The 21,896-nt window shown below is 69.2% G+C and carries 22 protein-coding genes; 11 read left to right on the top strand and 11 right to left on the bottom strand.

What is annotated here, in order from left to right:
• The 3 genes from QMO14_RS26285 to QMO14_RS26295 form a co-directional block, all read left to right on the top strand.
• The coding region (locus QMO14_RS26285; protein ID WP_301510750.1) for a 2OG-Fe(II) oxygenase at positions 1–717 on the top strand (717 nt) is incomplete at its 5' end.
• Between the two features lie 94 nt (positions 718–811).
• Positions 812–1,390, top strand: coding sequence for a PadR family transcriptional regulator (locus QMO14_RS26290; protein ID WP_301510752.1), 579 nt, complete (start codon positions 812–814; stop codon positions 1,388–1,390).
• A gap of 56 nt (positions 1,391–1,446) precedes the next feature.
• Positions 1,447–2,283 carry a siderophore-interacting protein gene (locus QMO14_RS26295; protein WP_301510753.1) on the top strand — a complete coding sequence of 279 codons (837 nt, stop codon included), beginning with the start codon at positions 1,447–1,449 and terminating at the stop codon, positions 2,281–2,283.
• Positions 2,284–2,419: 136 nt separating this feature from the next.
• Here the strand turns inward: QMO14_RS26295 and QMO14_RS26300 are convergent, their stop codons facing one another.
• From QMO14_RS26300 to QMO14_RS26310, 3 genes are all read right to left on the bottom strand, one after another.
• A complete protein-coding gene (locus tag QMO14_RS26300; protein WP_301510755.1) occupies positions 2,420–3,952 on the bottom strand; it encodes a DHA2 family efflux MFS transporter permease subunit in 1,533 nt (510 codons plus the stop codon).
• On the bottom strand, positions 3,949–4,422 hold the full coding sequence (locus tag QMO14_RS26305) for a MarR family winged helix-turn-helix transcriptional regulator (RefSeq protein WP_301510757.1): 474 nt from the start codon (positions 4,420–4,422) through the stop codon (positions 3,949–3,951). Before QMO14_RS26305 ends, QMO14_RS26300 begins: the two co-directional genes overlap by 4 nt.
• Positions 4,423–4,494: 72 nt before the next feature.
• A complete protein-coding gene (locus QMO14_RS26310; protein WP_301510759.1) occupies positions 4,495–5,472 on the bottom strand; it encodes a magnesium and cobalt transport protein CorA in 978 nt (325 codons plus the stop codon).
• A gap of 234 nt (positions 5,473–5,706) precedes the next feature.
• Between QMO14_RS26310 and QMO14_RS26315 the strand changes: the two genes are divergently transcribed.
• On the top strand, positions 5,707–7,218 hold the full coding sequence (locus tag QMO14_RS26315; RefSeq protein ID WP_301510760.1) for a sensor domain-containing diguanylate cyclase: 1,512 nt from the start codon (positions 5,707–5,709) through the stop codon (positions 7,216–7,218).
• 40 nt (positions 7,219–7,258) lie between these two features.
• On the opposite strand, the gene QMO14_RS26320 is transcribed toward QMO14_RS26315, so the two are convergent.
• The 4 genes from QMO14_RS26320 to QMO14_RS26335 are packed head-to-tail and all read right to left on the bottom strand — an operon-like array spanning position 7,259 to position 11,289.
• The gene (locus tag QMO14_RS26320) at positions 7,259–7,810 is read right to left on the bottom strand and encodes a DUF2878 domain-containing protein (protein WP_301510761.1); all 552 of its coding nucleotides are present in this window, start codon (positions 7,808–7,810) and stop codon (positions 7,259–7,261) included.
• 28 nt (positions 7,811–7,838) lie between these two features.
• Positions 7,839–9,086, bottom strand: a complete 1,248-nt coding sequence (locus tag QMO14_RS26325) for a cyclopropane-fatty-acyl-phospholipid synthase family protein (RefSeq protein ID WP_301510763.1) — start codon at positions 9,084–9,086, stop codon at positions 7,839–7,841.
• Positions 9,083–9,871 (bottom strand): DUF1365 domain-containing protein, encoded by a 789-nt coding sequence (locus QMO14_RS26330; protein ID WP_301510765.1) that lies wholly within the window; start codon positions 9,869–9,871, stop codon positions 9,083–9,085. Before QMO14_RS26330 ends, QMO14_RS26325 begins: the two co-directional genes overlap by 4 nt.
• Complete coding sequence (locus tag QMO14_RS26335) at positions 9,868–11,289, bottom strand: NAD(P)/FAD-dependent oxidoreductase (protein WP_301510766.1); 1,422 nt, start codon at positions 11,287–11,289, stop codon at positions 9,868–9,870. Before QMO14_RS26335 ends, QMO14_RS26330 begins: the two co-directional genes overlap by 4 nt.
• A 187-nt stretch (positions 11,290–11,476) precedes the next feature.
• Between QMO14_RS26335 and QMO14_RS26340 the strand changes: the two genes are divergently transcribed.
• Together QMO14_RS26340 and QMO14_RS26345 are read left to right on the top strand one after the other, a co-directional pair.
• Positions 11,477–12,058: a sigma-70 family RNA polymerase sigma factor gene (locus tag QMO14_RS26340; RefSeq protein ID WP_301510767.1), complete on the top strand. Its 582-nt coding sequence runs from the start codon at positions 11,477–11,479 to the stop codon at positions 12,056–12,058.
• 5 nt (positions 12,059–12,063) lie between these two features.
• Positions 12,064–12,720: a ChrR family anti-sigma-E factor gene (locus QMO14_RS26345; RefSeq protein WP_301510768.1), complete on the top strand. Its 657-nt coding sequence runs from the start codon at positions 12,064–12,066 to the stop codon at positions 12,718–12,720.
• Here QMO14_RS26345 and QMO14_RS26350 read toward each other — a convergent pair.
• The 3 genes from QMO14_RS26350 to QMO14_RS26360 are packed head-to-tail and all read right to left on the bottom strand — an operon-like array spanning position 12,683 to position 14,783.
• Positions 12,683–13,114, bottom strand: a complete 432-nt coding sequence (locus QMO14_RS26350; RefSeq protein ID WP_301510769.1) for a DUF2177 family protein — start codon at positions 13,112–13,114, stop codon at positions 12,683–12,685. The genes QMO14_RS26345 and QMO14_RS26350 overlap by 38 nt on opposite strands.
• Positions 13,111–13,734, bottom strand: coding sequence for a DUF6134 family protein (locus QMO14_RS26355; protein ID WP_301510771.1), 624 nt, complete (start codon positions 13,732–13,734; stop codon positions 13,111–13,113). Before QMO14_RS26355 ends, QMO14_RS26350 begins: the two co-directional genes overlap by 4 nt.
• Positions 13,734–14,783 (bottom strand): cyclopropane-fatty-acyl-phospholipid synthase family protein, encoded by a 1,050-nt coding sequence (locus tag QMO14_RS26360; RefSeq protein ID WP_301510791.1) that lies wholly within the window; start codon positions 14,781–14,783, stop codon positions 13,734–13,736. Before QMO14_RS26360 ends, QMO14_RS26355 begins: the two co-directional genes overlap by 1 nt.
• A gap of 190 nt (positions 14,784–14,973) precedes the next feature.
• Here QMO14_RS26360 and QMO14_RS26365 point away from each other — a divergent pair, with 190 nt between their 5' ends.
• The 4 genes from QMO14_RS26365 to QMO14_RS26380 all read left to right on the top strand — a co-directional run bounded on the left by QMO14_RS26365 (position 14,974) and on the right by QMO14_RS26380 (position 19,604).
• Positions 14,974–15,204 (top strand): XRE family transcriptional regulator, encoded by a 231-nt coding sequence (locus tag QMO14_RS26365; protein ID WP_301510772.1) that lies wholly within the window; start codon positions 14,974–14,976, stop codon positions 15,202–15,204.
• 87 nt (positions 15,205–15,291) lie between these two features.
• Positions 15,292–17,922 (top strand): DNA mismatch repair protein MutS, encoded by a 2,631-nt coding sequence (mutS, locus tag QMO14_RS26370; RefSeq protein ID WP_301510775.1) that lies wholly within the window; start codon positions 15,292–15,294, stop codon positions 17,920–17,922.
• A gap of 34 nt (positions 17,923–17,956) precedes the next feature.
• The gene (locus tag QMO14_RS26375; protein WP_301510776.1) at positions 17,957–18,796 is read left to right on the top strand and encodes a proteasome-type protease; all 840 of its coding nucleotides are present in this window, start codon (positions 17,957–17,959) and stop codon (positions 18,794–18,796) included.
• Positions 18,797–18,803: 7 nt separating this feature from the next.
• Entirely contained in the window at positions 18,804–19,604 is an 801-nt protein-coding gene (locus tag QMO14_RS26380) for an alpha/beta fold hydrolase (protein ID WP_301510778.1), read from the top strand.
• 15 nt (positions 19,605–19,619) lie between these two features.
• Here the strand turns inward: QMO14_RS26380 and QMO14_RS26385 are convergent, their stop codons facing one another.
• Positions 19,620–21,092 (bottom strand): amidase, encoded by a 1,473-nt coding sequence (locus tag QMO14_RS26385; RefSeq protein WP_301510779.1) that lies wholly within the window; start codon positions 21,090–21,092, stop codon positions 19,620–19,622.
• A 196-nt stretch (positions 21,093–21,288) separates the two neighbouring features.
• Between QMO14_RS26385 and QMO14_RS26390 the strand changes: the two genes are divergently transcribed.
• Complete coding sequence (locus QMO14_RS26390) at positions 21,289–21,885, top strand: N-acetyltransferase (protein WP_301510780.1); 597 nt, start codon at positions 21,289–21,291, stop codon at positions 21,883–21,885.
• The last annotated feature ends 11 nt before the right edge of the window (positions 21,886–21,896 follow it).

The raw sequence follows: 21,896 nt of genomic DNA on the forward strand, positions 1-21,896 counted from the left end.
CGCGTGGCGGCGCGCGCGGCGCAACCGGCGCTTGCGGTGCTGAACGACGTGTTCAGCGCGCAGGAGTGCGAGGAACTCATCGCGCTCGCCAGGCCGCGCGTGGCGGCGCGCGCGGCGCAACCGGCGCTTGCGGTGCTGAACGACGTGTTCAGCGCGCAGGAGTGCGAGGAACTCATCGCGCTCGCCAGGCCGCGGCTGGCGCCGTCGACCACCGTCGACCCGCTGACGGGGCGCGACCTCGCGGGCAGCCATCGCAGCAGCTTCGGCATGTTCTTCCGGCTGCGCGAGAACGCCTTCATCGCGCGGCTCGACCGGCGGGTGTCGGAACTCATGAACCTGCCCGTGGAGAACGGCGAAGGCCTGCAGGTGCTGCACTACCCGGCGGGCGCGCAGAGCATGCCGCACTTCGATTTCCTGGTGCCTTCGAACGAGGCCAGCAAGGCATCGCTGGCGCGCAGCGGCCAGCGCGTGAGCACGCTGGTGACCTATCTCAACGAGGTGGAGGAAGGCGGCGAGACGGTGTTTCCCGAATGCGGCTGGTCGGTATCGCCCCGACTCGGCAGCGCCGTGTATTTCGAGTACTGCAACAGCCTGAGCCAGATCGACCACGCATCGCTGCACGCGGGCGCGCCTGTCTTGCGCGGCGAGAAATGGGTAGCGACCAAGTGGATGCGGCAGCGGCGCTTCGTGGCCGCGGGAGAAGCTTCGCCAGGCTGATTCGTCGATGCCGGTGGGTCTTGATGTGTATCGGTTTGACTTTATTTTAGATATATCTAAAATAGTTCAGACATACTCAAGAAGGACGCCCACCATGAGACATTTCCACTTCGCCCATCACCACTGCCACACCGCCCGCAGCGAGCATGAAGACGGTCTTTCGGGTGGCGGCCGAGGCCATCGCGGTGGTCGCGCAGGCGGCGGCGGGCGCGTGTTCGGCCATGGCGGCTTGCGCTTCGTGCTGCTGCGGCTCATCGCCGACAAGCCCTCGCACGGCTATGAGCTCATCAAGGCCATCGAAGACCGCCTCGGCGGCAGCTATGCGCCGAGCCCCGGCGTGGTCTACCCCACGCTCACGCTGCTGGAGGAGATGGGCTACCTCAGCGTGGAAACAGCCGACGGCAGCGGGCGCAAGAGCTACAGCATCACGGCCAGCGGCCGCGAGTTCCTCGAAGCCAACCGCGAAATGGCCGACGCGATGATGGCCCGCATGGGTGGCGGCGTCGATGGCGCCGGCCCGCGCGGCGGGCGGCCGCCGCAGGTCACGCGCGCGATCGAGAACCTCAAGATGGCAATGCGCATGCGCCTGACGGGCGCACCCCTCACCGAGCAGCAGGCGCACGAATTCGCCGCGGTGCTCGACGCCGCGGCCCAGCAGATCGAAAGGATCTGAGGAGCCGGCGGCAACACGAATCCCAACCAACCCTGTCTCGCAACAGGATTTACGCAATGACTGATTTCAGTACATCACCAGCGTCCACGGCGCCCGACCGCACGCCCCGCCGGGTGCGCCACGAGCTGCGCTTCCGCAAGCTCGCGGTGAAGACGGCTCAGCGCGTGACGCCGCACCTGATCCGCGTCACGCTCGCGGGCGATGACCTCGCGGGCTTCCAGAGCCCCGGTTTCGACGACCACGTGAAGCTGTTCTTTCCAGACCCAGCCACCGGCAAGCTGAGCCTGCCCACCATGGGCCCCGAAGGCCCGGTCTGGCCCGAAGGGCGCCCCACGATGCGCGACTACACGCCGCGCCGCCACGACGCAAAAGCCGGCACGCTCGAAATCGACTTCGCGCTGCACGAAGCCGGCCCCGCCACGCAGTGGGCCGAGCAGGCGAAACCCGGCGACATCCTCGGCGTGGGCGGCCCGCGCGGCTCGTTCATCGTGCCGACCGAATTCGACTGGCACCTGCTGATCGGCGACGACACCGCCCTGCCCGCCATCTCGCGGCGCCTGGCAGAACTGCCTGCCGGCTCGCGCGCGGTGGTGCTGGCGGAGATCGACAGCGAAGCCGATGAGATCGCGTTCGACACGCAGGCCGAGCTCACGCTGAAGTGGGCGCACCGCCGCGGCACCGAGCCGGGCCTGAGCCCGGTGCTGCTCGAGGCGCTGAAGGAGATGGCGCCGCCCGCCGGCGATTTCCATGCATGGGTGGGCTGCGAATCGGCCATCGCCAAGGCGCTGCGCGCGCACCTGGTGGGCGAGCGCGGCGCGAACCCGAAGTGGACCCGGGCCTCGGGCTACTGGCGCCGCGGTGCGGTGGCCACGCACGATACGCACGACGAGTGAATTGCCTCGCTCCTTCCCCCTCTGGGGGAAGGTTGGGATGGGGGCAGGCGGCGCCTGAAAAATCGCGGCCAACGATGGATGCGCCGCTTGCCCCCACCCCTGCCCTCCCCCGGCGGGGGAGGGAGAAATGCCGAGGTCAGTGCGGCACTTCGGCCGGGCCCGACGCCGCCGCGCTGCGCCTCGGGCTGCGGATCAGCAACAGCAGCGGAATCGCCAGCACCGTGATGATCATCATGATGGCGAAGTCGTCGAGGTAGCCGATCAGCGCGCCCTGCCGCGTGACCTCTGCGTTCAGCAGTGCGAGCCCGGTGGCCGTGTCGGGCGACAGCATCTGCGGCAGGGTCGACAGCGCCGCGTTGCCTGGCGCAACGGTCGATGCGATCTGCGCATGCGCCCTGCTCGAGCCTTCGGTCAAAAGCGCCTGCACGATCGAGATGCCCACGCTGCTGCCGATGTTGCGCAGCAGGCTGAAGATGGGCGTGCCCTGGTTGCGCAGCCTCGGCGCCAGCGTGGCGAAGGTGGCGGTGGAAAGCGGCACGAATGTGAAGCCGATGCCCAGCCCCTGGATGAAGCCAGAGACCACGATCAGCGTGCTGTCCATCTGCAGCGTGAGCCGCGTCATCTGGTAGAGCGAGAACGCCGTGAGGCCGAAGCCCAGCGCCATGATCGCGCGCACGTCGATGCGCTGCACCAGCCGCCCGACGATGATCATCGCGATCATCGTTCCCACGCCGCGCGGCGCCGTCACCTCGCCGGTGTAGATCACCGGGTAGCCCATCAGTCCCTGCAGGAAGTTGGGCAAGAGCGCCATGGTCGCGAACAGGATCATGCCGACGATGAACGCGAACAGCAGGCCGGTGACGAAGTTGCGGTCCTTCAGCAGGTCGCGGTCGAAGAAGGAAACGCCCTGCACCGTCCAGGTGTGGACCACGAAGAAGCAGAAGGCCACCAGCGCGGCGGCCGCTTCGAGCTTGATCTCCCATGACTCGAACCAGTCGAGCTGCTCGCCGCGGTCGAGAAAGAGCTGCAGCATGCCGATGGCGATGCTCAGCGCGACGAAGCCGAAGATGTCCAGCCTCTCGCCCTGCGGCCGGCTCTCGGGCAGGTAGCGCGCGATGCCCCAGAAGGCGAAGATGCCCACCGGCAGGTTGATGAAGAACACCCAGCGCCAGTCGAAGTTCTCGGTGAGCCAGCCGCCCAGCAGCGGCCCGAGGATGGGCCCGACCATGATGCCCGCGCCCCAGATGGCCATGGCCTGGCCGACCTTCTCGCGCGGGTTGATGTCCAGCAGCACCGCCTGCGACAGCGGCACCAGCGCCGCGCCGAAGATGCCCTGCAGCAGCCGCGCGGCCACGATGCCGACCAGCGAAGTCGCCAGCCCGCACAGCGCCGAGGCCACGGTGAAGCCGATCACCGAGATGATGAACACGCGCCTGCGCCCCCAGTGCCCGCACAGCCAGCCCGTGAGCGGCAGCGCGATGGCCGAGGCCACGATGTACGAGGTGAGCACCCAGGTGATCTGGTCCTGCGAGGCCTGCAGGCTGCCCTGCATGTGCGGCAGCGCCACGTTGGCGATGGTGGTGTCCAGCGCCTGCATGATGGTCGCCAGCATGATCGAGATGGTGATCATGCCGCGGTGCGGCACGGTGGTTCCGGGCGCGACGCTCATGATGGCCTGCGGCCCGCGGGCGATGCGATCTCCACGAGGCTCGCCTGCACCCTGGAGAGCAGGCCCAGCAGTTGCGCGCGCTCGGCCTGCGACAGCACCGACATCACGCGGGCGTTGAGCCCGTCGCTGATGCTCAGGGCGCTGTCGAGCGCCTTCTCGGCGCTGGGCTCGAGGTGGATCTTGTTGACGCGGCGGTCGGTGGGGCTGGGCTCGCGGCGTATCCAGCCGGCAGCCGCCATGCGATCGCACAGGCCGGCCACGGCCATGGGGGTGAGGTCGAGCCGCTGGGCGAGTTCGGCCTGCGAGAGCGGCTCACCTTCGTCGCCGTGCATCGCCAGCGCGCCGAGCAGGCGGCACTGTGCGCTGGTGAGCCCGATGCGCTCGCGCGCGAGGCGGTCGAACTCTTCGCTGTAGAGCTTGCCCACGCTCTTGACGAGGAAGCCGAAGCGCTGCGTGAAGTCCCTTTTCATAAGGGACTTGATTGTCTACATGTTTATTAGTTGGGCATTAGCAATGCGGGCGACCGAGGCTCTTGGAAGTCTTCAGAGCCAGCCGGCGCGCCTGAACCGGTAGTAGAGATAGCCGCAGGTGCTCACGATCAGCCCCAGCGCGATGCCGTAGCCGTAGCGGAATTTCAGCTCCGGCATGTTCTCGAAGTTCATGCCCCAGATGCCGGCGAAGGCGGTGCACACCGCGAAGATGCTGGCCCAGGCCGCGAGGCGCTTGGTGACTTCGCTCTCCTCGATGGTGACCATCGACAGGTTCACCTGGATCGCCGTGGCGATGGTGTCGCGCATCGCGTCGATCGATGCGTTGATGCGCACCAGGTGGTCGCCCACGTCGCGGAAGTATTCCTGCGAACTGACGCAGATCTGCGGCACGCGCCCGCCGTGCATCTTGCCGGCCGCCTCCACCAGCGGCGCCACGGCGCGCTTGAGCACCATGCTGCGCCGCTTCAGGTCGTACAGCTGCCTGATCTTGTCGCGCGCCGCGCCACCCTGGCCGAAGATCTGCTGCTCGATGGATTCCAGCTCCACCTCCAGCGCGTCGATCACCGGGAAGTAGCGGTCGACCACCGCGTCCATCAGCGCATACAGMACGAAGCCGGCGCCGTGGCGCAGCAGACCGGGTTCGCGCTCGCAGCGCTCGCGCACGCCCAGGAAGCCCTGCTTGCTGCGGTTGCGCACCGACAGCACGTAGTTCGCGCCGACGAAGACGTCGACCTCGCCCACGTTCATGCAGTGCTCGCCCTCCTGCGAAGGCTCCACCAGGTGCATGACGACGAAGAGCGAGTTGCCGTATTCCTCCATCTTCGGGCGCTGGTGGCCGTGGTGGGCGTCTTCCACCGCCAGCGGATGCAGGCCGAACTCCTTCTGCATCTCGCCAAGCTCCTCGTCGGAAGCGTCGCTGAGCGCCACCCAGACGAAGCAGCCGGGGCGGCTGATGTACTCGCTGATGTCCTCGACCGATATGTCGGCGAGCTTGGAGCCGTTCTCGTAGGCGACGCAGTTGATCAGCATCGATGCCCTCGCAGTTCACGTTGGTGGAATCCTTCGATGGTGCCACGGGCCTCCCGCTGCTGCCGGTGCGCCTGCCACCAGCGATTCAGCCGGCTCGGCTAGAGTTCGCGGTGGCCTGGCCGGCGCGAGAACCGGTAGACAGAGTCCAGCGGCGCACCACAGACGCCGCCACGCACAAGATGGGAAAAAGGGGAGGAAGTCGATGAGAAAAGGCTTGTTCGAGGAGTCGCTCAAGTGAAGCGGGACGTTCGCCTTGCGGAGTCCCTGCTCGTGGCCATCATGGTCTCGGTGTCGGCGGCCACGGGCTGGCAGCTCTGGGCATCGCACGACCAGACGCTGGCAGCGGCGGACACCAACAACCTCAACCTGGCCAACGCGCTGAACATCTACGCCGAAGGCATCTTCACCCAGAGCGACATGCTGCTGCAGGGCGTGGCCGAGACGCTGAAGGCCGATGACGATGCGCGCCTGCAACGCGTGCGGTCGCTGGTCGAACGGCAGAAGCGCCTGCTCGACCCGCTCGACGGCGTCGCGGTCCTCGATGCCAGGGGCGACTGGCTGATCTGCTCCAAGGGGCAGGTTCCGCGGGACACCAGCAGCGCCGACCAGGCCTACTTCAGCCACCACCGGGACACGCGTTCGAACAATGTCTTCATCAGCCCGCCGCTTCGCAACCCGGCCACCGGCGAATGGGGCATTACCGTCAGCCGCCGCCTCGAGGACGACAAGGGAAGGTTCGCCGGCGTCGTCGTCATCGGCCTGGGCCTGCAGAACTTCCTGCGCGCGTTCGGAACCATCGCCCTGCCCGACAGCGGCACCATCGGCCTGAGCACCAACACCGGCCAGATGCTGGTGCTCTACCCCTACAGCGAGAAATACCTCAGCCTCGACTTCTCGAAGTCGGCCAACTTCCAGCGCCACTTCGCGGGCACCTCGGGCACGGCATCGTTCCGCTCGAGCGTCGATGGCATGAAGCGGCTCTACGCCTTCCGCAAGAGCGACCGCTACCCGGTGCTGACCACCGTGGCGGTAGGCCGCGACCAGGCCCTGAAGGCCTGGAGGCGCCAGGCGCTGCTTACGGTCGCGGTCGTCGCAGCCCTGCTGACCGCGGTGGCCGCGGTGGGCTGGAAGCTGATCATCGACATCGGGCGGCGGATCAAGGCCGAAGCGTCGCTGATGGCCGCGCGCGAGGACCTGCTGCAGGCCAACCGCCGGCTGGAGATCCTGGCCACGCAGGACCAGCTCACCGGCCTGGCCAACCGCCGCAGCTTCGACGAAGTGCTGGCGCAGGAATCCCGCCGCGCGGCCAGAGAAGGCACGGCCCTGTCGCTGCTGCTGCTCGATCTGGATTGCTTCAAGAGCTTCAACGATGCCTACGGCCACGTCGCCGGAGACCAGTGCCTGAGGGCCGTCGCAATGGCGCTGAGGCGCAGCATCAGGCGCCCGGGCGACCTGGTCGCACGCTACGGCGGCGAGGAACTGGCGATCGTCCTGCCCAGCACCGGCCTGCACGGCGCCTGCAAGGTCGCGGGACTCATGCTCGAACAGGTGCGCGCGCTGGGCATCACCCACAGCAAGAGCCCGCATGGGCAGGTCACCGTCAGCATCGGCGTGGCGACCCTGCGGGACCCTCAGTCGCACGCACCGGAGCAGCGGCTCGTCGAGGCGGCGGATTCCGCGCTCTACAAGGCCAAGCAGAGCGGGCGCAACTGCTGGGTCAGCCAGGAAGAATGCGTGGAAGCCTGAGCCTCGCGCGGCTGGAGAGCCGAGGGACCCGGCCGGGTCCTCACAGCATGCGGCGGGTCGTGCGCCGTCCCAGCCAGCGCGCAAGCTCCACGAGCAGCGGCGTCATCACGGCCCAGCCGGCGCCCAACACCAGCATCGCCCGGCTGGGGTCGGGGAAGTGGCCCGCCCCCATCCGAACCGCCGCCGCGTAGGACAACGCTCCGCCCACGCCGCCGACCACGGCCGCGAGCAGCCAGCGCCCATGCAGCCAGCGCAGCGGGCCACGCAGCGTGGTCGAGAAGAGCGCCCACAGCCCCAGGATCCAGGCGGGCGCCAGCCCCGGCCATGGCCCCGGCGAGGCATACACGAGCACGCCGCCGCGCGCCATGCCGGTGTCCCAAGCGAAGCCCAGGAGCACCGCGCACGCCGCGAGCAGCAGCTCGTCGCGGCGCGCGTCGCTGAGCCATGCATTCAGCACAACGGCGCCGACGCATGCGGCCACGCCCCAGCCGGGAGCGCCGCGCGCCGCACCCAGCACACAGGCGAACCAGGCCGCCTGGAAAACCACGAGGTTGAGAACGGTCGGCCCGTACCGGCGCAGCGGGAGCTTCATGCGACCTGGGCGTGTCCGGCGGATCGACTCACGACGCTGCGGGTGCACCGTCATCGGCAGCGCGCAGCCGGTACAGCCCCACATCGATGCGTCCAGCGCGGAAGCCGGCCTCGCAGTACGACAGGTAGTAGGTCCAAAGGCGCTTGAACGCCGCGTCGAAACCCAGGGGCTCGATCCGCGGCCAGGACGCCAGGAACCGCCGGCGCCACTCGGCCAGTGTGCGCCCGTAGTCGGCGCCGAAGCAGTGCGAAGCCTCGATCACCAGCCCCGCGCGCCGCGCCTGCTCCCGCAGCACGCCCGGGCTGGGCAGCATGCCGCCCGGGAAGATGCAGTGCTGGATGAAATCGGCACCCTGGCGGTAGCCGTCGAAGTGCTCGTCGGCGATGGTGATCGCCTGCAGCACCACGACGCCGCCGGGCTTGAGGCGATCGCGCAGGGTCGCGAAGTACGTGGGCCAGTAGGCCTCGCCGACGGCCTCGATCATTTCGATGGAAACGATGCGGTCGAAGCTGCCCTGCACGTCGCGGTAGTCCTGCAGCCGCAGGTCGAGCTTGTCGGCCACGCCCCAGGCCTGGCCGCGCTCGCGCGCGAAGGCCAGCTGCTCTGCGGACAGAGTGAGCCCCGTCACGCGCGCCTCGTGCCGGCAGGCCAGGCTCGCCGCCAGGGTGCCCCAGCCGCAGCCGATTTCCAGCACGTCGGCGCCCCGAGGGGTGTCGAGCATCCGGTCGATGGCATCGAGGCGGCGCGCCTGCGCGGCCTCCAGCGTGTCGTCGGCCGCGTCGCTGAAGAGCGCGCTCGAATACAGCATGCTGTCATCCAGCCAGAGCCGGTAGAACTCGTTGCCCAGGTCGTAGTGGAAGGAGATGTTGTGCCGGCTCCCGCGCCGGCTGTTCCTGCGTGCCGAGTGCAGCAGCCGGGCCAGCCAGCGCGAAGGCCCGCGCCCCTTGAGCAGCGAGCCCCAGGCCGCCTCGTTGGCCATGCCGAACTCGAACAGGGTCAGCAGGTCGGGGCTTTCCCACTCGCCGTCGCGGAATGACAGGGCCAGCCCCAGATCACCCTGGAAGAGCAGCCGCGCGATCGGCCGCCAGCTCAGCAGACGCAAGCTGGCATGCGGACCGGGCTCGCGGCCGGCCACCTCGATGCTGCGCCCGCCCGGCAGGGTCAGGGCCAGCCGGCCGAAGCGCGTGCGCGCGAGCAGCCGCCGCAGCGGCGAGAAGGCCGGGGCCGCATCGAGGGTGGGATTGGTGGCGGGGGCGGAAGGCGTGGGCAGGCTCATGGAGTCTCGCTCGGGGAAACGATGGTGATGTCGCGCTCCGGGGCCGCCGGGCGCGGATGCAGTGGCACGCGCTTGATCCACAGGCGCAGTGCCTGCCAGTGGATGGCGGCGACGACCTTGAGGGTCAGCAGCGGATGGGTCAGGAAGACGCGAAGCAGCGCGAGGTCGCCCAGCGGCGCACGGCGGCCGTCCTGGCGCGCATTCAGCACGGCGCCGGAGGCGTCGTGCACGCTCACCCCGATCGACACCGACTCGCCCGGCGGTGCGATGCGGAAGCGGTAGCGCAGGTCCATGCCGTTGAAGGGCGAGACGTACATCTGCTTGTCGCAGCGCTGGTCGATGACGGCGGCGCCATCGTCGGCCACGGGGATCAGGTAGCTGTGCCGCTGCCCGAATGTGTTGTTGACTTCGTACACGATCGCCTGCAGCGCACCGCCCGGCGCATGGCAGAACCACACGCTGATGGGGTTGAAGACGTGGCCCAGCAGCCGGGGCATGGTCAGCAGCCGGATCGTGCCGCCCGTGGGCAGTCCGGCCTCGCGCAGCCGCGCCTCGACCTGGGCGCGCAGGTCGCGGCCCGAGCCGTCGCCGTAGTCGGCGGCGTGAAAGCTGAACAGGTTGAAGCGGTCCACCGAAAACAGGCGCAGCCGCGCGTGCAACTGCGGCAGCTCGTCGATGTCGATCAGCACGCTGTAGATGCGGTAGGCGAGCCGGTGGCGCCTGGGCCGCAGCCGCTGGTGCATGACGCGCCCGACATAGAGCGCCGAGCCGCCCTGGCCGCTCATCGAACGACCGCCCTCGCTGCCAGCGCCGCCTGGGGCAGGTGGATTCGTCCGGATTCCTCCGGCACGCGCCAGGGCCGACGAACGCCGCCCAGTGCTTCGGCAACCGCCAGGCCGGCCTGCAGTCCGTCCTCGTGGAAGCCGGAGCCGAAATAGGCGCCGCAGAACCAGGTGCGGCGCTGGCCCTGCAGGTTCCAGAGATGGCGCTGCGCGGCCATGGCGGCGGCATCGAACAGCGGATGGTCGTAAACCTCGGTGCGGATCAGGTGTTCGGGCCGCGGGCCGGTGATGGGGTTCAGCGTCAGGAACAGCGGCTCGGCCCCGGGGCCCTGCGGCAGGTGGGGCTGCAGCCGGTTCATCCAGTAGGTCACCATCGGTGCCGCGCCGCTGCCGCGCGTACCAAGATAGTTCCAGCTCGACCAGACGGCACGGCGAGTGGGCATCAGCGCCGGATCGCGGTGCAGCACGGCCAGGTTGCGGGTGTAGGGGAACGCGCCCAGCAGCGCCCGCTCGGCGCTGGAGGCGTCGGGCAGCAGGGCCAGCGACCGGTCGGCATGGGTCGCCAGCACGACGTGGTCGAAGCGCTGCGGCCACCAGCCGCCTGCCGTCCGCAGCCGCACGCCGTCGGGCTCGCGCTGCAGTTCGAGCACGGCCTGGTCGAGGTGGACGCGGTCGGCGAAAGGCTGGCTCAGGCGCCGCACGTACTCGCGGCTGCCGCCCGCCACGGTGCGCCAGACCGGCCGGTCGCTGATCTGCAGCAGGCCGTGGTTCTCGCAGAAGCGCACGAAGGCCGCCACCGGATAGCGCCCCACGCGCGCCGCCGGCGTGGACCAGATGGCGGCAGCCATGGGATAGAGGTGGTCGTCGCGGAATGCGCGGCCGTAGCCGCGCGCGTCGAGGTAGTCGTCCAGGGCCTGGTCGCCGGCAGCACCGGCACCGCGGGCATCGCGCGGCGCCTCGCGGTAGAAGCGCAGCAGTTCGCGCAGCATCGACCAGAACCTTGGACTCGCCAGGTTGCGCTTCTGGGCGAACAGGCCGCTCAGGTCGGTGCCGGCATATTCGAGGCGGCCCGCATCGAGGCTGACGGCGAAGGACATGTCGGAGGCCGCCGTCGGCACCTCCAGGTGCCGGAACAGCGCGGTCAGGTTCGGATAGGCGGGCTCGTTGTAGACGATGAACCCGGTGTCCACCGGCACCGAGCCCGCGCGCACGGGCGCATCCACGGTGTTGCTGTGGCCGCCGAGGCGCGACTCGCTCTCGAACACGGTCACCTCGTGGCGTCCGGAGAGCAGCCAGGCGCAGGAAAGGCCCGAGATGCCGGTGCCGACGACGGCGATTCGCTGGCGCTGGCCCGGCGAAACGGGTGTCGCAAGAAGGGTGGGCTGGTCGGGCTCGGCAGGCTGGGCGTTGAAAGGCGGCATGGTGCGTCTCGAAGTCTTGGTGCCTGTACGCAGGAAACCGCCATTTGGACCACGATTCGGGCCATGACGTGTTGTTGCGATGATCCGATCGCGGCCGGATTGCGTAAGGGTTAGCATGGCCGCCGTTCCCGATCCATCCACCCAATCTGCGGGCATTCCAGTGCCCCGCGGCCGCCGAGCGCCCAACTTGACCGTTGTTGCCACCGATTTCAAGCCGCGCCACCCCGACGACCTCTGGGCGCAGGCCCTGGCCGCCGTGGCCGAACGGCAGGACAGGGAAGCGTTCGCGCGGCTCTTCTCGCACTTCGCGCCGCGCGTCAAGCACTACCTGATGCACATCGGCAGCCCTGAGCTGCAGGCCGAGGAGCTGGCACAGGAGGCCCTGGTCAGCGTGTGGCGCAAGGCCGCGCTGTTCGACCCGGCGCAGGCCGCCGTCTCGACCTGGATATTCACCATCGCCCGGAACCTGCGCGTGGACGCGCTGCGGCGGCGCCAGGGCGTGGAATCGGCCGAGGAGGAGTTCGATTTCGACCTGCTCCAGGCCGGCGACGCCGCGCTCGACGACGGGCTGCACGCCTCGCGCCTGAACGAACGCCTTCGCAGCGCCTTTCGACTGCTGCCGCCCGAGCAGCAGCAGGTGCTGCACCTGTCCTATTTCGAAGACGAGCCGCATGCGCGCATCGCGGCCCAGCTGAGCATTCCGCTGGGCACGGTGAAGTCGCGCGTGCGCCTGGCGGTCGCCCAACTGCGCCGCCTGCTGGAACGCTGATGACGATGGATATCCAACACCACCCCGACGATGGCCTGCTGCTGGCCCGGGCCTGCGGCCAGCTGCCGGCCGGAACGCGGCTGGTCCTGGCCAGCCACCTGGAGCTTTGCCCGCTGTGCCGCGAGCGCGCGCGCACGCTCGACGCCCTGGGCGGCATCCTGCTCGACGAACTGGAAGCAGCGCCCATGGCCGACGATGCGCTGGCGCGCACCTGGGCCTCGATCGACAGGCTCGACGATGCCCGCCCCGCGCCCGTGCGGGTCAGCGCGCCCCCGCCGCTGCCGCCCGGCGCGCGCTGGCCGCGCGCCCTCGCCCACTGCAGCGCCACGCCGTGGCGCTGGATCGGCCCCGGCATGCGCTGGAGCCGCGTGAGCGTGCCCGATGTGCCGGACGCGAACGTCTTCCTCCTGCGCATCGCCGCCGGCAAGTACCTGCCGCAGCACACGCACCAGGGGCTGGAGCTGACCCAGGTGCTGCACGGCCGCTTCCATGACGGGCGGGCCCTGTTCGGCCCCGGGGATTTCGACGCGGCCGACGGCGAGATCCACCACCAGCCCGTGGTCCAGGACGGCAGCGAGTGCATCTGCCTCGCGTCGCTGGACGGCCGCCTGCGCTTCGACAGCGCTATCGCGCGCGTGCTGGGCTCGCTCGTCGGGATGTGAGGCGGGCCGACACCCAGGCCGCAGCGCCGCTCACGAAGCTGCCCCACATCAGGTCGGCAGCGGTGATGGCCCAGGGCCAGCCGCGCAGCGTGGCCTGGTTGGTGAGGTCGTAGGTGGCATAGGCGACCAGCCCGAAGAAGGCGCCGCGCCGCAGCGCAGCGCCCGCGGCCCCATCGGCCAGCGCCGGCGCGATCGCGAAGACCAGCAGGCCGGCCAGGTAGATGGCATAGAACAGCACCGCCGCGAGCCAGTCGACGTCGGGCGCCATCAGGTCGCCGAGCGCCGGCTTGTACAGGCGCGGGCCCATCAGCGACAGCCATGCGGCGTCAAGCACGAGAAAGCTCGCGAGCGCCCACAGGTAGGCGATGGACAAGGCGCGGGCGGAAGGTTTCATGGTGCGGCGGGAGTGGAAGTCAATCGGTAGCTGAGCTGGCGGTCGCCCTTGGTCTCGGCGTCGAGCCCGATCCAGCGCCCGCTGTCCGCGGCATACCAGATGCGGATGCGCTGCTGCGCGGCCTGCAGGCGCCAGCCGCGCGCCCGAACGGGCTGGCCGCGAACTTCGATGTTCGTATCGGGCAACTGCTCGAAGCGCACCGGCTCGAGCTTGCCGGTCTGCGGATCGACCAGGCGCTGCTGCTTCAGCAGCCTGGGATTCCAGTAGGCGAAAGTCATCTGGCAGTCGCCGTCGAAGCGGCGCGCGACCTGCTGCCGGGTGCCGTCGTCGTCGGTCTCGGAGCGCAGTTCGCGCAGGCAGTCGCCGGCCCAGCGCTCCTCGGCGTGATGGCGATACCGGTAGAGCGGCACGCCGAGCATGCGCACGACGAAGTCGGCGCGGCTGTCGACGCTGCGCGCCGCCGGGCTGCCGCCGACCACGAAGCGATGCGTGCCGATCGGCTTGCCGTCGAGCGTGGCGGTGAAGTTCCACTCGCCTTCCTCGATCCCGCCTTCCTGCGCCGAGGCCGCGCAGGCCGCCGATGCCAACGCCAGGGCAAGAGCCAGGGCGCGCGCCGGCATCAGCGCTTCTCGAACAGGTAGTGGCCGACCCACCACTGGCCGCCCTCGGCATAGCCGAACAGCTCTTCCACCGAGATGAAGAAGAGGCGCCAGCGGGTCCACCAGATCGGCGCGTCGCGCTCTCCGTAGACAGAAACCAGCAGCGGCATGAGCTCGTCGCGCCGGGCATCCATGCGCGACAGCCAGGCGGCGGAGGTCTTCGCGTAGTGGCGGCCATTCCAGCGCCACTGGTTCAGCAGGCGCAGGTCGTCCTGGCATCGCAGGGCGAGGTCGTCGCCGGGCATCATGCCGCCCGAGAAGAAGTAGCGGCTCATCCAGTCGCTCGCGTCGCGCACCTCGAAGGGGTACGGCGCCTCGCGGTGGACGAACACGTGCATGAAGAAGCGCCCCTGCGGATTCAACCAGTGCGCGACGTTCGAGAAGGCGCGCGGCCAGTTGCGCAGGTGCTCGAACATTTCCACCGACACGACCCGGTCGAAGCGTTCGGACGTCTCGAAGTCGTTGAAATCGCAGGTGATCACCTCGAGGTTGCGCAGGCCGCGTGCAGCCGCCTCGGCGGTGATGAACATGCGCTGCGAATTCGAGTTGGATACCGCCGTGATGCGCGAGCCCGGGAAGCGCTCGGCCATCCACAGGCTCAGCGACCCCCAGCCGCAGCCGAGTTCGAGAATGCGCTGCCCGTCCGCCAGCCCCGCGCGGGCACAGGTCTCGGCCAGGGCCGCCGCCTCCGCCTGCTCCAGCGTATCGACCCCTTCGGGCCACCAGCAGCAGCTGTATTTGCGATGCGGTCCGAGCACGGCGGCGAAGAAGTCGGCCGGGAGCTCGTAATGCTGCTCGTTGGCCTTCTCGGGCAGCAGGGCCAGCGGGGCGTCGCGCAGCTCTTCGAAGAATGCCTGCGAGTGGCGCGCCACGGCCTCGGGGTTGCCGCTGTCGAGCTCGACAAGGCGCTGCCGCAGCAGCCTGCGAACGCCCACCCGGACGGCGGCATCGGGCACCAGACCCTGTTCGACCCAGTGGATGGCGGTGGAAGTGCTGGAGGCTCGGGGCATGGCGGGTGCGTCGGCGGTGATGGAACCAGTCATACGCAAGACCGATCGCGGCGGATCACCGTCCGGCCGAATTCCGGTTCCCCCAAGGCGGCGGCCGCGGCATGCGCGGCGGGCCGGCCATACGCGCATTGAACGTAGAATTCCCGCGGCACTTTCACCCGTGCGCGGGTGTCACGGCGCCTCGCCTCCCATGCCTTCCCCGAACAAGCAATCCTGCCCCTCGCCCGCCGCCATCCGCGACGCCCGCCTTGCCGCCGGCCTCACGCAGACCGAGGCCGCGCGGACGGTTCAGGCCTCGCTGCGCGGATGGCAGCAGTGGGAGGCCGGCGACCGCTCCATGGCGCCGGGCCTGTTCGAGCTGTTCATGCTCAAGACCAGGCAGTGGCCGCTGGAGCTGGAGGGCGCCCGCCGTGCCGGATAAGGAGCGGCGGGCCGCACGGAAAATGCCGAGGAATGTCCCTCACCTGCCCCGCACGCCGGCGGCACGGATCGCAAGCAACTGATTGAAATGACCAAGACAGACCTCTCTGGGCACACGCCGATGATGGCCCAGTACCTGGGCCTGAAAGCCGACCATCCGGACACCCTGCTGTTCTACCGGATGGGTGATTTCTACGAACTCTTCTGGGCCGACGCCGAGAAGGCCGCGCGCCTGCTCGACATCACGCTCACCCAGCGCGGCCAGTCGGCCGGCCAGCCGGTGGTGATGTGCGGCGTGCCCTTCCATTCGGTCGACACCTACCTGGCGCGGCTCATCAAGCTGGGCGAATCGGTCGCCATCTGCGAGCAGGTGGGCGAAGTGGGCGCCGCCAAGGGGCCGGTCGAGCGCAAGGTGGTGCGCGTGGTCACGCCCGGCACGCTGACCGACACCGAGCTTCTCAACGACAAGGCCGATTCGCTGCTGCTCTCGGTGCACGCGGGCTCGCGCAACTTCTGCGGGCTGGCCTGGCTCAGCGTGACCGGCGCCGAGCTGCGGCTGGCCGAGTGCCCGGCCGACGCGCTCGAAGCCTGGATCGCGCGCATCGGCCCCAGCGAACTGCTCTACAGCGCCGAAGTCACGCCCGCCTTCGAGCAGCGCCTGAAGGCCGCGCGCGCCGCCACGCCCTTCACGCTCTCGCTGCGCCCGGCCTGGCAGTTCGACGGCGGCCTGGGCGAGCGCAAGCTGGCCGAGCAGATGGGCAGCAACAGCCTTGCGGCCTGGAATGCCGAATCGCTCGCCAATGCGCACGCCGCGGCGGCTGCGCTGCTGGGCTACGCCGAGCACACCCAGGGCCGGGCGCTCTCGCATGTGCAGCGGCTGTCGGTGGAGCGCGACGGCGACCTGATCGAGCTGCCGCCCACCACGCGGCGCAACCTCGAACTGGTGCAGACGCTGCGCGGCGAAGACTCGCCCACCATGTTCTCGCTGCTCGACACCTGCATGACCGGCATGGGCAGCCGCCTGCTCAAGCGCTGGCTGCTCTCGCCCCGGCGCGACCGCTCCGAGGCGCAGGGCCGGCTCGAAGCCATCGGCGCGCTGCAGGCCACGGGGCCCGGCGCCACCGCCGCGCCCTGGCGCTCGCTGCGCGAGCAGCTCAAGAACACCAGCGACGTGGAACGCATCGCCGCGCGCATCGCGCTTCGCCAGGTGCGCCCGCGCGAACTGCTGGCACTGCAGCTCGCGCTTTTGAAGGCGGAGCAGCTCGCGCCGCTGCTGCCGGGCTCGTCGGCGCTGCTCGCCCAGATCGCCGAGCGGCTCGCCCCGCCGCCGGGCTGCGCCGCCCTGCTGACCAGCGCCATCAAGCCCGACCCGTCCGCGCTGGTGCGCGACGGCGGCGTGATCGCCACCGGCCACGACGCCGAGCTCGACGAGCTGCGCGCCATCAGCGAGAACTGCGACGACTTCCTGCTCAAGCTCGAGATCAGCGAGCGCGAGCGCACCGGCATCAGCAACCTGCGGGTGCAGTTCAACCGCGTGCACGGCTTCTACATCGAGGTGACGCAGAGCGCGCTCTCCAAGGTGCCCGACAACTACCGCCGCCGCCAGACGCTGAAGAACGCCGAGCGCTTCATCACGCCCGAGCTGAAGGCCTTCGAGGACAAGGCCCTGAGCGCGCAAGACCGCGCGCTGGCCCGCGAGAAGTGGCTCTACGAGCAGCTGCTCGACGCGCTGCAGCCCTCGGTGCCCGCGCTCACGCAGCTCGCCGGCGGCATTGCCACGCTCGACGCGCTGTGCGCGCTGGCCGAGCGCTCGCACACGCTGCACTGGCGCGCGCCCAGCTTCGTGTCGCACCCCTGCATCGAGATCCAGCAGGGCCGCCACCCGGTGGTGGAGGCGCGGCTGGCCGAGAAGTCGTCGGGCGGCTTCATCGCCAACGACACGCAGCTCGGGCCGCAGCAGCGCATGCAGGTCATCACCGGCCCCAACATGGGCGGCAAGTCGACCTACATGCGGCAGGTGGCCATCATCGTGCTGCTGGCCTCCATCGGCTCGCACGTGCCGGCGGCCGCCTGCCGGCTCGGGCCCATCGACGCCATCCACACCCGCATCGGCGCGGCGGACGACCTGGCCAACGCGCAGTCGACCTTCATGCTCGAAATGACGGAAGCAGCGCAGATCCTGCACAGCGCCACGGCGCAGTCGCTGGTGCTGATGGACGAGATCGGCCGCGGCACCAGCACCTTCGACGGGCTGGCGCTGGCCGCCGGCATCGCGGCCCAGCTGCACGACCGCAGCAAGGCCTTCACGCTGTTCGCCACGCACTATTTCGAGCTGACCGAGTTCCCGGCCACGCACCACGGCGCGGTGAACATGCACGTGAGCGCCACCGAGGCGGGCCGCGACATCGTGTTCCTGCACGAAATGCAACCCGGCCCGGCCAGCAAGAGCTACGGCATCCAGGTGGCCCGGCTCGCGGGCATGCCTGCGGCGGTGGTCAACCATGCGCGGCAGGCGCTGGAGGCACTTGAATCGCAACATGCGCAAACTCGTGCACAGGTCGACCTGTTCGCTCCGCCTCCGGTGGCCGAAACACCCATGGCCAGCGCCGTAGAATCCGCGCTGGCCGCGCTCGACCCCGACACGATGAGCCCGCGCGAGGCCCTCGATGCCTTGTATGCCCTTCAGAAACTGAACAAACGTGAACTCGGCGCCGCATGACCCGGCACAGTTCATGCCAGATGAACCTGAACCCATGACTTACTGCGTAGGCATCAAACTCAACGCCGGCCTGGTGTTTCTCTCCGACTCGCGTACCAACGCGGGCGTGGACCACATCAGCACTTTCCGCAAGATGATCGTCTACGAGCAGCCGGGCGACCGCGTCATGGTGCTGCTGTCGTCGGGCAACCTGAGCATTTCGCAGTCGGTGCGCGAAATCCTCCAGATCGAGGAGCTGCGCGAAACCCGCGATGACGGCACCCAGGGCGACCCCATCACCATCTGGAACGCGAAGAGCATGTTCGATGCCGCGCGCGTGCTGGGTTCGGCGGTGCGCCATGTGTACGACCGCGATGCCGAGGCGCTGAAGCACGCGGGGCTGGACTTCAACGTGTCCTTCATCTTCGGCGGGCAGGTCAAGGGCGAAGGCATGCGCCTCTTCCTGGTCTACGCGGCCGGCAACTTCATCGAAGCCACCACCGAGACGCCCTACTTCCAGGTCGGCGAGTCGAAATACGGCAAACCCGTGCTCGACCGCGTGCTCACGCCCGAGACCCCGCTGGACGAGGCCGCCAAGTGCGCTCTTGTGTCGATGGACTCGACCATGAAGTCGAACCTCTCGGTCGGCCTGCCGCTCGACCTGGTGGTGTACGAGGCCAACAAGCTCGAAACCGACCGCGTGATCTGCATCGACGCCGACAACCCCTACTACCGCATGGTGCACAACAGCTGGGGCCAGAAGCTGCGCGAGGTGTTCGACAGCATCGAGGACCCGGTCTGGGACGACGCCCATACCGAGCATCCGCTGAAGATGCCGGCCACGCGCCACAGCCCGCTGCGCAAGATCTCTACCCCCGACGAAAAGCTCATCTAAGGAAGCCGTGCCACCCGTCGTCTTCTCGCACGGCAACAGCTTTCCCGCGAGCACCTACCGCGTCGTCCTCGACAGCCTGCGCAACCGCGGCTTCGAGGTCGATGCCATCGAGAAATTCGGGCACGACCCGAAGTACCCAGTCACCGACAACTGGCCGCACCTGGTGCAGCAGCTGGCCGACTTCGCGAAGGCGCGCGCCGACCGCGCGGGCGGCCCGGCGTTCCTGATCGGCCATTCGCTCGGCGGATTCCTGAGCCTGATGTGCGCCGCACAGCACCCCGAGCTGGCGCGCGGCGTGGTGCTGATCGACTCGCCCATCCTCGGCGGCTGGCGCGCGAACACGCTCAACATGGTCAAGCGCACGCCGCTCATGAAGAGCGTGTCGCCCGGCGCCATCAGCCGCAAGCGCAAGAACAGCTGGGAGCACCGCGAGGCGGTGTTCGAGCACTTCCGCGCCAAGAAGGCCTTCGCGAAGTGGGACGAGCAGGTGCTGCACGACTACATCGACCACGGCACCTTCGACGCACAGGACGCCCGCGCCCTGAGCTTCGACCGCGACGTCGAGACCGCCATCTACAACACCCTGCCCCACAACCTCGGCGCACTGCTGCGCGCGCACCCGCTCAAGTGCAAGGCGGCCTTCATCGGCGGGCGCCAGTCGGCCGAGATGAAGCGCGTGGGCATGGCGATGACCCAGAAGGTCACCAGGGGCCGCATCGCCATGATGGACGGCACGCACCTCTTCCCGATGGAAAAGCCGCTGGCCACCGCAGCGGCCATCGAGGCCGCGCTGCGCAACCTGCTCTGACGGGAAAGCAGCCCGTCACACCTGGGTGACGTGCACTCCCGGCCGGCGCCCCGCATTCCACTTGCCGCCCAGCGCCCGCTCGATCTGCGCGGCCAGCTGCAGCAGCAGCCCGTCGTTCGCCTGCGCCGCCTGCGCCTGGATGCCCAGCGGCAGGCCGTTTTCCTGCTCGGCCATCGGCAGCGAGATGCCCGGCATGCCGCACAGGTTGGCCAGCGGCGTGTACGCGAAGTTCTGCCAGAGGTTGGCGAACCAGTCGTATACCGAGGGGTTCGTGCTGGTCGTGAGGTACTCGCTGGTGCCCACCTTGGGCGTGGGCAGCGCGGTGACGGGCGTGAGGATGATGTCCCAGCGCTGGAAGAAGTCGCCGAAGGCGCGCGAGGTGGTGTTGAACACCGCCTGCATCTTCGCGCGCTCGGTGTACGAGGTGTGCAGTCCCGCTTCCCAGATCTTGATGTTGATCGGCTCCAGCAGCTCGGCCGGCGGGCGCTCCAGCCCCAGCCGGTGCAGGTGGCCGTCGATGACCTGCGCGAAGTTGCTGATGTAGCAGGTGGTCTGGGCGTCGAAGGCGGCCTTGAAGTCGACCTCGGGCAGCACCCATTCGACGTGGTGGCCCAGCCCTTCGAGAAACTTGCCGACACGCTCCAGCTCGGCCACGAAATGCGGCGTTGCACGGAAGTCGCCCCACTCGTGCGACAGAGCGATGCGCAGGCGGCCCGGGTCGCGCCGGATGAGCTCGCTGTACGGCTCGGCCGGCGACCAGAAGGGCATGAACTCGCCGGGCGCGCCGCCGCGGCAGTGGTCGACGAAGGCGGCCGTGTCGCGCACGGTGCGGCTGTGGCAGCCCTGGATCGACACCAGCCCCGAAAGATCGGACAGCCCCGGCGCCAGCGAGAACACGCCGCGCGACACCTTCAGCCCGATGTTGCCGTTCACGCCCGCCGGAATGCGGATGGAGCCGCCGCCGTCGGTGGCATGCGACAGCGGCAGAACGCCCGCGGCCACGATCGCCGCCGTGCCGGCCGACGAGCCGCAGGTGGTGTATTCGAGGTCCCAGGGATTGCGCGTGACGTGGAAGGCGTTCTCCGCCGAGCTGCACACGCCGAACTCCGGCGTGGTGCTGCGGCCCACGATGTTCAGCCCCGCCTTGCGCAGCTGCTGTGTGAGAAAGCTGTCGGCCGTCGGGCGGTGGCCCTGCATCATCATCGAGCCGAACTCCTGCAGCCGGCCCTTCAGCGTGGGGCCCAGGTCCTTCATCAGGTAGGGCAGGCCCGCGAAGATGCCCTCGGGGTTCATGCCGTCCTTCAGCGGATCGGCGACCACGTCTTCGAAGACTTCGACGACCGCGTCGAGCTGCGGATCGAGCCTAGCGATGCCGGCGGCCGCCTGCGCGGCCAGCTCCGCCGCGCTCACGTCGCCCTTGCGCACCCGTTCGGCCAGGCCGATGCCATCGTGCTGGGCCCATTCGCTCCAGCTCATTGCCAGCGTCATTCGCATTGCTCCGTTTCTTGTTCGTCGAGGAAAGTGCGTCCGATTTTGCCGAGCGTGCGGTCGCGGCGCCTGCCGGTGCGGGTTTGGCTGAGCGGGAGCGAAGGACAAGCGGGTAGCAGCCGCAGGCATGCGGGGCGCGGCCGGGGGGCGGCTGCCTAGAATCGCCCGGACCAATCCTGAACCCTGCCGATCCCGCATGCAGCCCGATTTCCCGTCAGCGCCCGCGCTGGCCGACGCACTGATCGTCGATCCTTTCTACCTCGCGATCTCGGTCGACCACGAGCACGACATGCCTCGACGCAAGGCGGTGCTCGCCGACTACTTCGCCTACTCGCTGGGCGAAGCCGCGCGCACCGGCCGCTTTCTGGCCACCGAAAACGCCCGCCTCGGCGCCGCGGCCTGGCTGCTGCCGCGCAGCGAGGCCGTCGACACGGCCGAGTCGGCCGCGAAAAGCGAATACCTCGCCGCCACGCTGGGCCCGAGAGGCAACGACAACTACCGCCGCATCGTCGACTTCATGGCCGCCCGCTCGCCGGCCGTGGTGCCCGCGCATGCGTGGTACCTGTCGATCCTCGGCATCTCCCCCGATGCGCAAGGGCGCGGGCTGGGCGCGCAGCTGCTGGCGCCCACGCTGGCCGAGGCCGACGCGGCGGACGCGCCCTGCTTCCTGGAAACCTTCACGCCGCGCAGCGTGGCCTTCTACGAGCGGCTGGGCTTCCACGGCGAGGCGGAGCACCTGGAGCCGGTCACGAATTCGGCGTACCTGATCATGTGCAGGCCTGCGCGGCAATAGTTGGCAACAAG

This window comes from Variovorax sp. CAN15 (assembly GCF_030462475.1).
In the GTDB taxonomy this organism is placed as follows: Bacteria; Pseudomonadota; Gammaproteobacteria; order Burkholderiales; family Burkholderiaceae_C; genus Variovorax.

Bases quoted from the DNA above. Each gene is read 5' to 3' on its own strand.
- QMO14_RS26355 (WP_301510771.1), bottom strand. From the start codon at position 13,734: ATGCCGGCGCGCGCCCTGGCTCTTGCCCTGGCGTTGGCATCGGCGGCC.
- mutS (WP_301510775.1), top strand. From the start codon at position 15,292: ATGACCAAGACAGACCTCTCTGGGCACACGCCGATGATGGCCCAGTAC.
- QMO14_RS26290 (WP_301510752.1), top strand. From the start codon at position 812: ATGAGACATTTCCACTTCGCCCATCACCACTGCCACACCGCCCGCAGC.
- QMO14_RS26325 (WP_301510763.1), bottom strand. From the start codon at position 9,086: ATGAGCCTGCCCACGCCTTCCGCCCCCGCCACCAATCCCACCCTCGAT.
- QMO14_RS26390 (WP_301510780.1), top strand. From the start codon at position 21,289: ATGCAGCCCGATTTCCCGTCAGCGCCCGCGCTGGCCGACGCACTGATC.
- QMO14_RS26305 (WP_301510757.1), bottom strand. From the start codon at position 4,422: ATGAAAAGGGACTTCACGCAGCGCTTCGGCTTCCTCGTCAAGAGCGTG.
- QMO14_RS26365 (WP_301510772.1), top strand. From the start codon at position 14,974: ATGCCTTCCCCGAACAAGCAATCCTGCCCCTCGCCCGCCGCCATCCGC.
- QMO14_RS26350 (WP_301510769.1), bottom strand. From the start codon at position 13,114: ATGAAACCTTCCGCCCGCGCCTTGTCCATCGCCTACCTGTGGGCGCTC.
- QMO14_RS26360 (WP_301510791.1), bottom strand. From the start codon at position 14,783: ATGCCCCGAGCCTCCAGCACTTCCACCGCCATCCACTGGGTCGAACAG.
- QMO14_RS26330 (WP_301510765.1), bottom strand. From the start codon at position 9,871: ATGAGCGGCCAGGGCGGCTCGGCGCTCTATGTCGGGCGCGTCATGCAC.
- QMO14_RS26320 (WP_301510761.1), bottom strand. From the start codon at position 7,810: ATGAAGCTCCCGCTGCGCCGGTACGGGCCGACCGTTCTCAACCTCGTG.
- QMO14_RS26295 (WP_301510753.1), top strand. From the start codon at position 1,447: ATGACTGATTTCAGTACATCACCAGCGTCCACGGCGCCCGACCGCACG.
- QMO14_RS26345 (WP_301510768.1), top strand. From the start codon at position 12,064: ATGGATATCCAACACCACCCCGACGATGGCCTGCTGCTGGCCCGGGCC.
- QMO14_RS26385 (WP_301510779.1), bottom strand. From the start codon at position 21,092: ATGACGCTGGCAATGAGCTGGAGCGAATGGGCCCAGCACGATGGCATC.
- QMO14_RS26300 (WP_301510755.1), bottom strand. From the start codon at position 3,952: ATGAGCGTCGCGCCCGGAACCACCGTGCCGCACCGCGGCATGATCACC.
- QMO14_RS26335 (WP_301510766.1), bottom strand. From the start codon at position 11,289: ATGCCGCCTTTCAACGCCCAGCCTGCCGAGCCCGACCAGCCCACCCTT.
- QMO14_RS26375 (WP_301510776.1), top strand. From the start codon at position 17,957: ATGACTTACTGCGTAGGCATCAAACTCAACGCCGGCCTGGTGTTTCTC.